Source organism: Nocardia altamirensis NBRC 108246, from assembly GCF_001612685.1.
Taxonomy (GTDB): domain Bacteria; phylum Actinomycetota; class Actinomycetes; order Mycobacteriales; family Mycobacteriaceae; genus Nocardia; species Nocardia altamirensis.
Map to the genome: position 1 here is coordinate 50,416 of NZ_BDAY01000015.1, position 16,177 is coordinate 66,592.

The window sequence follows — 16,177 nt, forward strand, 5'->3', positions numbered from 1 at the left end:
TCAGGGGTGTAGGACGCGGGTTCGCAGTGCGGGGTCCGCGCGGATGTCGGATTCGGTGAAGCGATCGGCGATCCAGTCCTCGGTGGTGAACAGTTGGGTTTGGTCGCTGTGGTGGGGGGAGGTGGCGGCGGCAGATTGGGAGTAGGTCAGCAAGGTGCGGGCCGAGGGGCCTTCCGGAGACAGCTCGACTGCCATCATGAAGCTCGAACCGGAGTCCACGGGGGCGAAGGTGCCGTCGGGGCGGAGTCCTGGTGGGTCCCCGCCGATTACGTTGTAGCAGCCTTCCTGGTGGGTGCAGCCGGGCACTGCGACGCCGGTGCCGATCGAGCGTTGCGCCGAGGAGAGCGAGGCGGTCGGCGCCACCCCTGCGTCGGCCAGGCGCGCCACGGCGTCGGCCAGCGCGCGGCGGATATCGGGGGACGCAGTGTTGAGGGTGTTCGGTGTGGTCAGTGGGTTGGCCGGATCGAACGGCACCGTCCACGCATGGGGAACGCGCTCTGCGGCAAGCCAGAATTGGCGCCACAGCACGGCTCCCCCGCTGTCCGGCCGTGCGCGAAGATCCCACTGCGCCAACGCCGCACACGCTTCGCCGAGTTCGACGGCGCGGCCGTCGGTCGCCACCGCGGTCGGCTGCTCGCGGCACATCGAAACGACGCTGTCTCTTGCCAATTCGGCGCTGTGGTTACGCTCGGCCGAAAAGGCCGCCAGCGCGGTCGGAATGGTGAACCCCGGCGGACCGAAGCCATCCGTGCCACGCAGGCGCCGATCGATGATGTCGAGGCCGACCCGGGTGCGCAAGCTCCGCATCGTCGTAGCGGGTCCGAAGATCTGTGGGGTGCCGACGATCGGCGCGGCCGGGTTGGTGAGCCACGCCGAATCATTGCTGTTGGTGACGAAATCGGTGCGCGTCAGCGCCGGGTACACCTGCGGGCCGAAGATCCCCGGTGTCACGGCACCGGGGTCACTCCCCCACTCGCACAACGACAACGAGCCGTCGAGCAGCGCCGCACTCGGCGGAAACCCTGGTCCTCGGCCGCACAGCAACGCTTGCGTGTCGGTCAGGTGCGGAACCACCGAGGCATCGGCGTAATAGGCGACACCGGTGTCGTCGACGGCAAGTGTGTTCACGAACGGGACGCCCTGGTAACGGTCTTGGGCCGGGCGCAGCTCCGCGACACTGCCTGCCCGATTCATCGCCAGCCACACATTGGCCGTTCGCCCGTTGCCTGCGTTGACATCTCGCAGCGAGACCGCATGCGACTCGGTCCACGCACCGCCGAGCACCGGCCCGTACCGGGAGCTGTACACGGTCCGGTGCACCGTGCCGCCGCCGAGCACCGGCACCGCGATGCTGCGCTCGGTCATCCGCTCGGGTCGGCCGTCGACGAGATAGCTCGTCGGATCCCCTGGCACCAACTGCAAGGCGTACAGGCTGTGCCGCCGGGCCGTCGACACCGTATGAGTCCAGGCCATGCGCGCGGTGTGGCCGATCATGACCAACGGCACGCCGGGCATCGTCGCCCCCGACACGTCGAGGATACCGGGAATGGTCAACTGCGCCTGATAGAACCGCAGCGCACCGCGCCACGGAAAATGGGGATTGGCCAGCAGGAAGCCGCCGCCCTGTTGGGTGGCGTCGCGCCCGACGGCGATGCCATTACTGCCCAGAGGCACTGTGTCGTCGGCCAACTCGGTGAACACCGCGTCGATCGGGGCAGCCTGGTGCGGTGTCGGCGCCGCAGTCGCGATCCGTGTCTTCACCCGGCCGAGCCCGCCGAACACGGTGATGTCGTAGATGATGCGGTGCACGTCGAGCGGGGTGATCGGGCGCACCCACGGTTTGTCGCGGCACTCGGAGTCAGGCAGCCCGGCCACTCCGACATCGGCGAGATACCGGTTCACTCCGTCCGCATAGCCGTCGATGATGTCCTCGACTTCGTCGGTCGGACCGAGCGGTGGCGGCTGGTCGAATACCCGCTCCACAGTGTGGTTTTCGTGCAGGGAGCGGTGGAAGACGTCGCTATCGATATTGGTCAGCTGCCGATCGACCGGGTCCTCTGCGTTGGCGTCGGCGCCGAAGTACACCGAGCGCTCACCGGCGACCGTCACCACGATGTCCGCGAGCGAGCACATGTTGTCTTCCGCGAAGGCGTAGCCGAGACCGAATCCCAGACCGGCGAAATCGTGGGCGAGGACATGCGGAATGCCGTATTCGGTACGCCGGATGACTACCGATTCGCTTGCTGCGGCACCGGTTCCGTTGGTGATGCCCGCGAGGAGGGCGAGCACCAAGCCGAGCACTGAAAAGCAACGCACCCCGGCGGTCATATCGTCCTCTCGGCTGCTGTTTCGTCGCCGCGGACGGCGGCCGCCAACCGGTCGACATCCGGCGGCAGCAGAATCGTGTGGTGCATGCCCGGCACCTCGACGAGGACGCGGCCGTCGGCGCCGACCGATGCCCAGCCGAGCGTCGGATCATGCACGGGCTCAGCTGTTTCCGCGGCACGAACGATGGTGGTGACACCGTGATACGGGCGCGGCCGATAGTGGCGCAGTGCCCACAGATGTCGCTCGAACAACGCATAGCGGCGCCGGATCTCATCGAGGGTGGTGTATGTCGGCAACGCCCCTACCCGCTGTGCGTGCTCGGTGATCAGCTCGAGCTGGTCGGCGAGCTCGCGCCCCCAGATACCCTCGCCCAACGCAGCACGATGCTCGGCAGCAGGCATCAGCGTGTAGACGAACGTCGCGAACCGCTCGTCCGGGTCGACCGGAACACCGACCGACATCCGTTGCGGCGCAGCCGTGTCGACCAAGACGAGCTGGTCGACCGCGGACCCGGATTCGCGGAGCTGTACGGCCATCTCATAGGCCACGATGCCCGCGAACGACCAACCGAGCAATCGATAGGGACCGTGCGGCCGGTCGTGACGCATCCGGGCGATCAGTTCCGCGGCGATCTGCTCGATCGATGCGGGCGCCGACTCCGGTCCGGGCGTGAGCCCGTACACCGCGTCCGTATCGGCCAGCCGTCGGGCGAGCGCGGCGTACTCGAAGACACCGCCGAGGATCCCATGCACGCAGTACAGCGGCGGGCGGCCACCGCCTGCGCGGTGCAACCGGACGACACCGGACGGATTCACGGGCTCGGCGTCGCGTTGCTCCGTCGTGCGCCGCACGTCGATTCGCGCCGCGAGCGCCGAAACGGACGGGTGTGCGAACACCTCGGGCACAGGCAGCCTGGTTCTCAGCTCTTCCATCAGCCGTCGCACGAGCTGGGTGGCCACCAGCGAGTTGCCGCCGAGCGCAAAGAACTCGTCGTCCGAGCCGACGGCAGGCACACCGAGCAACTCAGCGAATACCGCGGCGACCGCGACCTCGGTCGGCGTTGCCGGCTCGCGATACCGCCGGGGCCGGAACACCGGTGCGGGCAACGCCGCGCGGTCCAGCTTTCCCGAAGTGCCGACGGGGAACTCGTCGAGCACCGTCACCGCCGGGGGCACCAGATATCCGGGGAGAACGTCACGCACCGACTCGATCATGGCGTCCGAGTCGAGGCCGGTTCCGGTCACGTAGGCCGCCAGCTGATCGCCGAGGCGCGGGTCGTTGTGCATCGTCACGACGGCCCTGCGCACCCCCGGCAGTCGCGCCATGACCGATTCGATCTCACCGAGTTCGATCCGCTGCCCGCGTAGTTTGACCTGAAAGTCGCTGCGTCCCATGAACTCCAAGCCCGCCGGTGTCCATCGCACGATATCGCCGGTGCGATACAACCGACCTCCCGCCCCGAACGGATCAGCTACGAAAGCAGCGCTGGTCAAGCCAGGCAGGCCCGCGTACCCGCGCGCCAATTGCGCACCGCCGATGTACAACTCGCCTGCCACGCCGACCGGCACCGGGCGCAGCATCGGGTCGAGGACAAACGTCGTGGTGTTCCATACCGGGGCACCGATCGGGACGGGGTCGGGCTCGTTGCCGGTGACCTCGAAACACGTTGCCTCCACCGTGGTTTCGGTGGGGCCATACAGATTGTGCAGCCGGACCCCGAGCCGATGCCGCGTCCGTCGCGCGGTGGCCGCCGGGAGCGCTTCGCCGGACGAGCACACCGTCGACAACGTCGAGCATCGGCGCACCTCAGGCTCGGCGAGAAAAGCTTCGAGCATCGACGGCACGAAATGCGCGACGGTGACGTCGTGCCGGAGGATCGTGTCGACGAGGTAGCCAGGATCGTGGTGGCCGTCCGGTGCCGCCACCACCATCCGTGCTCCGATGTGCAACGGCCCGAACAACTCCAAGACCGAGACATCGAAGGTGAGCGGAGTCTTGTGCAGCACAACGTCATCGGAGGTCAGCCCACAGTGCGATTGCAACCACAGCAGCTGGTTGACGATCGCACCGTGGGTAACGACAACGGGTTTCGGTCGACCGGTGGAGCCGGAGGTGAAGAGCACATAGGCAGGGTTGCCGGGTCGCAGCGCAGCCCGGCGATCGCGATCGGTGAGCGGTCCGGCGCTGCGTGCGGTCAGGTCGATGTCTGGCAGCGTCACCGGATCGAGGACGACGACCGGCGAAACCTGCTCGAGCAGTAGCTCTCTGCGTTGCGCGGGTGCGTTCGGATCGATCGGCACGAACGCACCGCCCGCCAGCACTGTGGCGTAAGCGCACTCAACGAATCGTTCGCCGCGCGGTAACGCGAGGGCGACCAGCGACTCCGGACCGACGCCTTGCTCGATCAACCAGCGGGCCAGCCGGTTCACCCGCCCGGAAAACTCCGCATACGTTGCCGACGTATCCCCACAGGTGACCGCGATTCGATCGGGGGTCCGCTCCACCTGCGCCTGGAACAGCGCGGGCAGCGTCGCGCCCGCCGCCATGGGTATCGCCACCGTACTGTCGTTTCGATCGATCAGCAGCGCGGTCCGTTCCTCCGGGGAAAGCAGATCGATGGCGCCGACTCGTCCTCGGGGGTTGGCGACGGCGGCGGTGAGCACACGCAGGAACCTATCCCGAAGCGCCGCGACTGTCGCTGGGTCGAACAGATCAGTGGCGAAGCCGAGCGAGCAGTGCAGCCCGGTCACCGCATCGGGTCCCTCCGGCACCTCGGCGAAGGACCATTCCAGGTCGAATCGCGAAGTTGTCCTTGGGATTTCGAAATCTTCGAGCCTTAACACCGGCAACTCGAAGGATGTCTCGGGCAGGTTCTGAAATGCCAGCATGATCTGGAACAGCGGATTGTGTGCGGTCGAACGCTGCGGCCGGACCACCTCAACGATGCGTTCGAACGGAAGTTCAGCGTGGGACAAGGCCGTCAAATCCGTTTCGCGCACCGCCTCGAGCAGCTCGACGAACGACTGATCTGCCCGAACCGACGTGCGCAACGGAATCGTGTTGACGAACATGCCAACCACATCATCGAGCGCACCCTCGGCACGTCCGGCGACCGGTGTCCCGATCACGATATCGTCGACGCGCGCCAATCGGGCCAACAGCACCGCAAGCACGGCATGCAACACCATGAAAACAGTGACCCGCTGCTCGCGCGCCGCCGCGTAGACCGCACCCGCCAGTTCAGCAGGCACCGCGAACTCGACTACCCCACCCGCATACGACAACGCCCCGGGCCGTCGACGATCCGACGGCAATTCGATGACCTGCGGTACGCCCGCCAGCTCCCGCACCCAGAAGGCCTCGTCGATGGCCGCCACCGAAGTGGGATCGGCACTGTCCCCCAAGACCTTTCGCTGCCACAGCGCGAAGTCCGCATACTGCATCACCAGCGGCGCCCAATCAGGTTCCGCGCCACGCGACCGCGCCGCATACGCGGTGACCATATCGCGCGCAAACGGCACCCTAGACAACCCGTCACTCGCGATGTGATGCACGACGAGCACCAGCACGTGAACCGACTCCGTCACCGCACACACCAACACCCGGACCGGCACATCGACCGTCACATCGAAACCGCGATCCGTGAAATCACGGACGGCATCCCGGAGCTCCTGCGCGCTCCCTGGAGCAACCGGGCCGGTCACGACATCGGCGATATCACCAAGCGGCACTATCGATTGCACGGGCGCACCGTCCACGATCGGAAACACCGTGCGCAGTGCCTCCTGCCTACCGACGACATCGCGCACGGCAGTGCGGAGAGTATTGATGTCGATGGCTCCGGACAGCCGGAACGCGTGCACGATGTGGTAAGCCGACGACGAGGGATCGAACTGATTCAACAGCCACATTCGCCGCTGAGCGAACGACAACGGGAGCCGCTCCGGGCGCGGACCGGCGACCGGCGCGGGCACTCGGTCCGCGCGCACGTCCGCCCGCGCCCGATCCACCAGCGCGGCGAACTCCGCCAGCGTCGGCGCGTCGAACATTCCTCGCACGGGCAGCTCGACGCCGATCGCGCGGTGCACCCGCGCCAGCATCCGGGTGGCCAGCAACGAATGCCCTCCGAGATGAAAGAAGTTGTCAGCGGTACCGAAGTCGTCGACTCCGAGCAGCTCGGCCCAGATGGCGTGCACCGTCCGCTCGGTCGGCGTCCGCGGCACGACCAGCGGAACCCGCTCGATTGCGGATTCGATCGCCTTGGCGTGCAACGCGATTCGATCGATCTTGCCGCTGGACGTACGCGGCAGCGTATCGACGAACGCGAACAGCGTCGGGATCATGTGCTCCGGCAACACCGTGCGCAAGGCCGCCCTGATCTCGCTCGTTGTCGCACCCGGTGCGGCCGCGAGGAAGGCGACCAGCACAGGGCCGTTGCCCTCGTCCCTGGTCAGCACCGCGGACGCGCGGACGCCGGGCACACCGCGCAATGCTTGCTCGACTTCAGCGGGCTCGATGCGGTAGCCGCGAAGTTTGACCTGATGATCCTCCCGGCCCAGGTACTCCAACTGCCCGGTGTGACACCACCGCCCGATATCGCCGGTGCGATAGAGCCGATGCCCCGTCCCGAACGGATCGGCGACGAAGGATACGCCGGTCAATCCGGGGCGGCCGGCGTATCCGCGCGCCAATTGCACACCGCCGATGTACAACTCGCCCGCGACGCCGACGGGCACCGGCCGCAGCCGACCGTCGAGCACGGCGACCGTGGTGTTCGGTATCGGAAGCCCGATCGGCACCGTGTCAGTCTCCTGGCCGGTGACCTCGAAAGAGGTTACTTCCACCGTGGTTTCGGTCGGGCCGTACAAATTGTGCAGCCTGGCGCCGAGGCGCTGTAGCGTTCGCCATGCGATGGCGACCGGGAGCGTTTCACCCGAGGCCAGCACTGTCGTCAAGGACCGGCAATCGCTGGCGCCGGGGTGGTCGAGGAAGACCTCGAGCATCGACGGCACGAAGTACACGACCGTCACCCGGTGCCGGACGATCGTGTCGACAAGATAGCCGGGATCACGGTGGCCGTCCGGCGCCGCAACCACCATCCGTGCCCCGATCTGCAACGGCCAGAACAACTCCCATACCGCGACGTCGAAGGTGAGCGGAGTCTTGTGCAGCACAACGTCATCGGCGGTCAGCCGGTAACGCGACTGCATCCACAGCACCCTGTTGACGATGGCGGCATGTGTCGCGACCACTGGCTTGGGCAGACCGGTGGAACCGGAGGTGAAGCTGACATAGGCGATGTTCGCAGGTCGCAGCGCTGCCCTGCGGTCACGGTCGGTGATCGGTTCCGCGGACAAACCGGTCAGGTCGAGGTCGGTCAGCAATTCCGAGTCGAGGACGACAACCGGCGAGACCTGTTCGAGTAGCTGTGTTCTCCGCTGCGCAGGGACAGTCGGATCGATCGGCACGAAGCCGCCGCCCGCCAGCACTGTCGCGTACGCGCACACCGCAAAGTGTCCACTGCGCGGCATGATGATGGCGACCAGCGACTCCGGGCCGATCCCGCGCCCGATCAACCAGCGGGCCAACCGATTCGCCCGCCCAGAAAATTCCGCATAGGTCGACTCGGTGCTGTCGTCCACCACGGCCACCGCCGATGGTGATCGCCGCGCCTGCCGCTGGAACAGGCTTGCGAGTGTTTCCTCCGGTAGTGGTTGACTCGTGGTGTTTCGCTCGGCCAGCAGGGCGGCTCGTTCGGGCGCGGAGAGCAGGTCGATGTCACCCACGTGGGTGCCGGGGTGCGTGACCGCCGCGGTGAGTACGCGCAGAAAGCGATCTCCGAATGTCTGCGCCGTCGCGGTGTCGAACAGGTCGGTGGCGAATATCAGCTTGCCGTGCAGCCGAGCCACCCGACCCTGGCCATCGAACACTTCGGTGAAGATCCACTCCAGATCGAACTTCGCAGTGGCACTGTGCAGTTCGAGGTCTTCGAGCCGCAATCCCGGCAACTCGAAGGTTGTCTCGGGCAGGTTCTGAAATGCCAGCATGATCTGGAACAGCGGATTGTGTGCGGTCGAACGCTGCGGCTGGACCGCCTCCACGATCCGTTCGAACGGTAGTTCCGCGTGGGTGAAGATCGTCAGGTCCGTTTCGCGCACTGCCTCGAGCAGCTCGGCGAACGACTGATCGGCCCGGACCGGCGTGCGCAGCGGAATCGTGTTGACGAACATGCCGACCACGTCGTCGAGTGCACCCTCGGCACGTCCGGCAACCGGTGTCCCGATCACAACGTCGTCGGCGCGCGCCAATTTCGCGAGCAGCACCGCAAGCGCGGCATGCAACACCATGAAGACGGTGACTGCATGCTCGTGTGCCTGCTGGTAGACCATCTGCGTCAGGTCGGTGGGCACCGTGAATTGCACTGTGCCACCCGCATAGGACGGGAATGCCGGGCGCCGACGGTCCGACGGCAATTCGATGACGTGCGCAACACCGGCCAATTCCCGCACCCAGAAGGCCTCGTCGGCGGCCGCCACCGAGGTGGGATCGGCACTGTTCCCCAAGACCTTTCGCTGCCACAGGGTGAAGTCCGCATACTGCACCGCAAGCGGCGCCCAGCCGGGCTCCGCGCCACGCGACCGCGCCGCATACGCGGTGACCATGTCGCGGGCCAACGGCACCTTGGACAGCCCATCGCTCGCGATATGGTGCAGCACCAGCACCAGCACATGAACCGATTCCGTTACCGCACACACCATCACCCGGACCGGCACATCGATCGTCACATCGAAACCGCGATCCACAAATCCGCGGACCGCATCCCAGAGCTCCTTGTCACTCCCAAGGGCGACCGGGCCGGTCACGACATCACCGATATCGTCGATGGGCAGAATCGATTGCACCGGTTCACCGTCCACAGCGGGAAACACCGTTCGCAGCGCCTCGTGCCTGCCGACCAGATCACGCACCGCGGCCCGCAGCACAGCGATATCGAGATCGCCGGACCCCCGGAACGCGAGCGCGATGTGATAGGCCGACGACGAGGGATCGAGCTGGTTCAGGAACCACATCCGCCGCTGCGCGAACGACAACGGGATCCGTTCCGGCCGTGGCGCCGCCGCGAGCCCAGGCATCGAGATCCGCGGCGTCTGCGCCCGCACCCGATCCACCAGCGCCGCGAACTCCGCGAGCGTCGGCGCACCGAACACCTCGCGTACCGAAAGCCGGACACCGGTGGCACGGCCGAGCCGCGCCAGCATCTGGGTGGCCAGCAGCGAGTGCCCGCCGAGGTGAAAGAAGTTGTCGGCGACACCGAAACGCTCGTCTCTGAGTACCTCTGCCCAGATGTCGTACACCACCCGCTCGGTCGCTGTGCGCGGCGGTATCTGCCGAGGACGCTCAGCTTCGGGCTCGATGGCAATGTTGCGCAACGCATTTCGATCGAGCTTGCCGCTGGATGTCTGCGGCAGCGTTTCGACGAACGCGAACCGTGTCGGCACCATGGGCTCGGGCAGCACGGCGTGCAATGCCGCGCTGATCTCGCTCTGTGCCAGGCCGGGGGCGGCAGCGACGAAGGCGGCCAGTACCGGGCCGTTGCCCTCGTCGCGCAATTGGACCGCGGCCGCTCGAATCCCCGGCACACCGCACAACGCGTGCTCGACCTCGGCGGGCTCGATGCGATGGCCACGGAGTTTGACCTGATGATCCGCCCGGCCGAGATACGCCAACTGCCCGGCGTGATTCCACCGGACGACATCACCGGTGCGATAGAGCCGCTCACCCGACCCGAACGGATCAGCAACGAATGCGGCACTGGTCAGGCCGGGACGGCCCGCGTAACCACGCGCCAATTGCACACCGCCGATGTACAACTCGCCCACCGCGCCGACCGGCACCAACCGCAATGCGCGGTCGAGCACAAAGACCGCGGTATTCCACACCGGCGCACCGATCGGGACGGTAGCGGACTCGGCACCGGTGGTCTCGTAAGACGTTGCGTCCACGGCGGTCTCGGTAAGGCCATAGAGATTGTGCGGCCGCAAGCCGAGCCGCTCCCACGAGCGCAGCACAGTCGCGACCGGGAGTGCTTCGCCACCGGAAAACACTGCGGTCAACGAACGGCACTCGCGCACACCGGGTTCATCGAGGAAGACCGCGAGCATCGACGGCACGAAATGCACTACCGTCACCCGGTGCCGAATGATCGTGTCGACAAGAAGACCTGGATCACGATGGACGTCCGGCGCCGCCACCACCATCCGTGCCCCGATCTGCAACGGCCCGAACAACTCCAAGACCGAGACATCGAAGGTGAGCGGAGTCTTGTGCAGCACAACGTCATCGGCGATCAGTCCGTAACGCGACCGCAGCCACAGCAACTGGTTGACAATCGCAGCGTGCGACACGGCAACCGGTTTCGGGCTACCGGTGGAACCGGAGGTGAAGCAGACATAGGCGATGTTCGCGGGCAGCAGCGTGGCGCGACGGTCACCGTCGGTGATCGGATCCGCGCTGGAATCGGTCAGGTCGATCCGCGCCAGCACTTCCGCGTCCAAGACGACCACCGGCGACGCCTGTTCGAGTAGCAGCGCCATCCGCCGCGCCGGGGTGGTCGGATCGATCGGCACATACCCGCCCCCGGCGAGCGCCGTCGCGTAAGCGCATTCCACGAAGCGCACGCTGCGCGGTAAAACGATGGCAACCAACGACTCCGGGCCGACCCCACGCCCGATCAACCAGCGCGCCAACCGATTCGCCCGCCCGGCGAACTCCGCGTAGGTCAACTCCGTTGTCCCGTCCACCACGGCCACCGCCGATGGCGACCGCCGCGCCTGCCGCTGGAACAGACTCGCGAGCGTCTCCGCCGGTACCGGAACCGTGGTGCGGTTTCGCTCGACCAGCAACGCTGTTCGCTCGTCGGTGGCGAGCAGCTCCAGGTCGGTGAGCGGGACATCGGGCTGCTGCCCCGCGTGCCGCAGCATCCGCCCGAGGTAGCCGTTGAGGCGTTGCACGGTCTCGGGCCGGAGGCGGGCACGGTCGTATTCCATGACCCCGCGCAGTCGGCCTGCGCGCTCGGCGGCGGTCAACGTCAGGGGGAATTTCGCGGCCCCGGTCTGCATCGGCCGCGGCGCTACCGCAAGGCCGTGCAGTTCGAAGGTCGGCTGCGGCATGTTCTGGAACGCGAACATCACCTGGAATACCGGTGTGCTCTGTGGGTTTCGCGTCGGAGCGAGCGTCTCGACGATCTGCTCGAACGGAACTCCGCCGTGCGCGAGCGCGTCGACGACACTGCCGCGCGCCTGCTCGAGCAACGTGCGGAACGTCGGTCGTCCGGACAACTGGGCGCGCATCGGCAGCGTGTTGAGCAGCGGTCCGATCAAGCGGTCCAACTCCGGCTGATCGCGGCCGGATACCGGCACCCCAACCACGACGTCGTCTTGGCCGCTCCAATACGCCAGCACGGCCTGCCATGCGGCAAGCAGCACCGTGAACGGGGTAGCCCCGACGTCAGCACCGACCGCAACCGCCGCCTGCCACTCGGGGCCAGGACACTCGAACTCCAGCCACCCGCCACCGGTCTGCCCGGTGTCGGCCTCTAGTGCCGCAAACTCCGCGGGCGCACCGGCCAACCGGTCGCGCCAATAGGCCAGGTCGCTGTCGAAGTCATCCGCTCGTTGCCGCCGCCGTTGCTGCACAGCCACATCCACGTACTGCACCGGCAGTGGTGCCGGGTGGTAGGGCTGGTCGGTGACGCTCGCGGTGTAGGCCGCGCTGATCTCGGCGGTCAGCACGGCCACCGACCATCCGTCGGACACGCTGTGGTGCAGCGTGCAGACCAGCACGTGCTCGACCGCCGACGCCCGCAACACCGTGAGGCGCAGCAACGGGCCGCTGCCGAGATCGAAGGGCCGCTCGACCTCGGCAGCGGCGCGCCGATTGATCTCGTCCGCGCGGTGCTCCTGGCGCGATCCGACGTCGACGACCGGTATATCGATCACCAGCACGGGCGCGATCACCTGTACCGGTTCCCCGTCGAAGGCCTGCCGGAACGTCGTCCGCAACGACTCGTGCCGTGCGACAACCTGATTCACGGCAGACCGCAGCGCAAGCAGGTTCAGCGGGCCGCGGACTTCGAGCGCGGCCGCAATGTGGTACGCGGGCGAACCCGGGTCGAGCTGTTCCAGCAACCAGAACCGTTCCTGGGCGAAGGAGAGCGGCAGATAACCGTTGCGGGCCACCGGCATCAGCGAGAATCGGCCGGCGGCCGACCGGCCGGGCATGGCGTCGATCCGCGCCGCCAGTGCACGCAGCGTGGTGGCCTCGAACACCGCGGGCACGGGAAGCGCGACGTCGAATACCGCACCGATCCGCGCGATGAGCTGCACGGCGATGACGGATTGTCCACCGAGTTCGAAGAAGTCGTCGTCGCGCCCGACCCGGTCGACGCGGAGCAGCGCGCTCCACACCTGTGCCAACGCCACCTCGGTCGCACCGTGCGGCGCGGCGAACGGCGCCTGCGGCCGCTCCCCCGGTTCCGGCAGAGCGGCGCGGTCGACCTTTCCCGCAGCGGTCAGCGGCAGCGTCGGTAGGGCGACAATCGCCGAGGGCACCATGTACGCGGGCAACCGGCGTTGCAGGTGCGTGCGCAGGTCCTCGTCGGACACCGCGCCGCCGTCGCCGACGACGTAGCCGATCAGATAGGGCGCGCCGAAACTGTTGCGCCGCAGCGCCGACGACGCGGCCGAGACGCCGGGACAGCCGAGCAGGGCCGAGTCGATCTCGTCCAGCTCGATGCGATAGCCGCGCAGTTTGACCTGAGTGTCGCTGCGACCGAGATAGTGCAGGACGCCGTCGGACCGGATGCTGACCAGATCGCCGGTACGGTACATCCGGCCGCCGGCCTCGGTCGCGACGAATCTGCTTGCCGTACGGGCAGTCTCGGCGAGATAGCCGCGGGCAACGCCGGGGCCTTCGACATAGAGTTCGCCGGTCACGCCGATCGGCACCGGCCGCAGCCAGCGGTCGAGCACGCGCACCCGCACGCCCGAGATCGGCCGCCCGATCGGCACCGGTCCGGTCCAGGGATCGGCGGCAACGATCTCGTGCATGACACAGACGACGGCGGTCTCCGTCGGACCGTAATTGTTGAAGATCCGCAGGCCCGGCGCGTAGGCGCGGAACACGGCCAACTGTTCGCTGTGCACCGCTTCACTCGCAACGGCCAGCGTGCCGCGGAGATTCGCGAGAGCGGCCGGACTCAACAACTCGCGGAGCAGTCCGACATGGACCGGTGTCGCCGCAAGCACACCGACCTCGCCGTCCGCCGCGAGCCGTGTGGCGAGGTGAGTGATGTCCTCCGCTTCGGTGTGGACCCGGATGCGGCCGCCGACAGCCAGCGGAACGAACACACTGATCAAGGCGAAATCGAAAGCCGCCGACGTGTGCACCGGCGTCTCGCCGTTGGCTGCGCTGCCGAAGCAGTGCACCGCCCACGCCAGATAGTTCGTGAAGCCCTGATCGGTCACCATGACGCCCTTGGGCCGCCCGGTCGTTCCCGAGGTGTAGATGACGTAACACAGATCGTCCGCACCTCGGGCCCGCACCCGAGCCATCCTGGCCGCCGGTGACTCGTGTTCGCCGGACACCACGACCGTGGGCACGATATCGGCGAGGCGCCCGGGGCGATCGACCACCGCAAGCAACGGCTGTGCGGACTCGACGATCTGCCGGATCCGGTCGAGCGGATGCGTGAGATCGACAGGGACGAACGCACCGCCCGCCTTGAGCACCGCCAGCATCGCCACCACGAGATCGGGTGACCGCGGCAGCGCAATCAGCACCCGTGTATCCCGCTCGACCCCCATGGCGCGCAACCGATCCGCCAGACCATCGACGCGCTCGGCGAGCTGACCGTAGGTCAGCGACTCGGCCGCAGACACGACGGCCGGCGTGTCCGGCCGCGTGGCAACCACGCGTTCGAAACGGGCGAGAAAGGGCACCGCCGGGGTGGGCAGTGTCGGCCCATGGCTCACCTCGGCGATCAGCCGCTGCTCCGCGGCGGAGCGGATATCCAGGTCCGCGACCCGCGTCGCGGGTGCGTGCGCGAATGCGGCGAGGGCGGTGTGGAAGTGCGCGGCCATCCGCGCCATGCGGTCCGCATCGAAGAGGTCGGTGTCGTACTCCAAGTGCCCGGTCAAAGACCCACCGACGACGCGAAGCGACACCGCCAGATCGGATTTCGAGGTCCCGGGAAAGTTGTCCTTCGCCTCGATGGTCAGGCCGGCCAGCTCGAACACGGACCTCGGCGCGTTCTCGAAGTTGACGGTGACCTGGGTCAGCGCGGTGTGGCCTGCCTGCTGTCCGCTGCCGAGTCGCGCGACGACGCGCTCGAACGGCGCTGCCTGATTGTCGTATGCCGACAGGCAGGTTTCCCGCACGCGCCGCAGCGCCTCGGCGAAGGTGGGATTCCCCGACAGATCGAGCCGCAGCGCCACGGCGTTGACGAAAAACCCGATCAGCCGCTCCGCGCCGGGCGGGCGGTTGGCGGCCATCGTGGCGACCACGATGTCCTCGACACCGGTATGGCTCCTGAGCACCGCGGCGAAGACCGTCAGACTCGCCATGAACAGGGTGGCGTTCTCCTGGCCAGCGAGCATGCTCAGCCGCTCGGTGGTGGCCACGGGCACCGAGATCGGCATCCGGGCTCCGCGACCTCGGTGCGCCGCCCGCCGAGGCCGGTCGGTGGGCAGCGGGAGCAACGGCGGCGCACCACCGAGTTGGCGCGCGAAATGCTCGATGTGCCCGTCGAACGCACCCGCGCCTGCCAGTCGACGTTCAGTGCGCGCATGATCGGCGTAGCTCGTCGACAGTGGCGCAGGCGACGGCGACTCGCCCCGGTGGTAAGCGTGATAGAACTCGACGATTTCGGCGATGAAGAGCCCGAGCGACCACCCGTCGCACACCGCGTGATGAGCGGTCACGCACAGCGTGAATTCCTCGGCGGCCGTGCGGAACAGCGTGGCGCGGACCAGCGGCGGGCGGGCCAGATCGAACGGCATGCCCGCATCGAACGGCATGCCCGCGTCGGCCACCGCAAGGGCGGCCACCTCGGCGGGCGAGGTCTCGAGCACCGAAAGGACCGGGAGCTCCGGCGCAGGCACCATGTGTAATCCGTTGTCGCGCAACACCAGTCCCGAGCGCAAGACCTCGTGCCGCTGGACCACCAGACGCAGCGCGGCCTGCAACGCGGCCAGCTCGAGCGGTCCGCGCAGCAGATACCGGACGGACTCGTTGTAGGCCGCGCTGCCGGGCGCGAGCCGGCTGAGCAACCAGAGCCGCTCCTGCCCCAGGGAGGCCCGTGCCTCCGGCGACGCCGCCGAGTCGCGTTCGCGCACCAGCTTTTCCAGCAGGGCACGCTTGTCCGGCGCGAGTGCCGCGATCCTTGCCGACAGGTCCGTCACGGGCCAACCTCCACATCCGGGTGCGACGCCGCACGCTGAACCGCCAGGCGCAGGGCGTCGATACCGGCCAAGCCGGCCAGCACGATGTCGTCGTCGACGCCGAAGTCGATCAGGCACGCCACCTCGTCGACGCCCGCCTGCTGCAGGCGCGCGGTCATGTCCAGGCAGGTCTCGGGTGTGCCGAACATGCCGTTGCCTGCGAAGTACCGCTCGAAGGCGAATTCCGCGACGGCCGCCTTGTCGTCGGCCGAGAAGTCGGCGGCGTCGATATCGAGCCGCGCCTGCAGGCCGGGCATCGTCTCGTAGAGCTTCAGGTGGGTTTCGAGATACGCCAGCAGCGGGGCGCGCACCGTGCGGCGCACGTCCTCGACCGACGCCCCGACGAAGGT

3 protein-coding genes (1 of these 3 cut by a window edge) are annotated in these 16,177 nt (G+C 67.6%); all 3 read right to left on the reverse strand.

The features are described 5' to 3' along the window. Tightly spaced (each overlapping or abutting the next), the 3 genes in view from NA11_RS10400 to NA11_RS10410 form a layout consistent with a single transcriptional unit that may run on beyond the window. Nucleotides 1-2,328 (reverse strand): penicillin acylase family protein, encoded by a 2,328-nt coding sequence (locus tag NA11_RS10400; RefSeq protein WP_069161622.1) that lies wholly within the window; start codon nucleotides 2,326-2,328, stop codon nucleotides 1-3. Then, nucleotides 2,325-15,788, reverse strand: coding sequence for a non-ribosomal peptide synthetase (locus NA11_RS10405; protein ID WP_069161623.1), 13,464 nt, complete (start codon nucleotides 15,786-15,788; stop codon nucleotides 2,325-2,327). The genes NA11_RS10400 and NA11_RS10405 overlap by 4 nt, the downstream gene beginning before the upstream one ends. Then, nucleotides 15,785-16,177: the 3' portion of a MupA/Atu3671 family FMN-dependent luciferase-like monooxygenase gene (locus NA11_RS10410; RefSeq protein WP_084654485.1), read on the reverse strand. Its footprint extends 924 nt past the window's final position; the window shows 393 of its 1,317 coding nt (coding positions 925-1,317); the start codon falls outside the window, past its right edge — the gene reads right to left on this strand; its stop codon occupies nucleotides 15,785-15,787. The genes NA11_RS10405 and NA11_RS10410 overlap by 4 nt, the downstream gene beginning before the upstream one ends.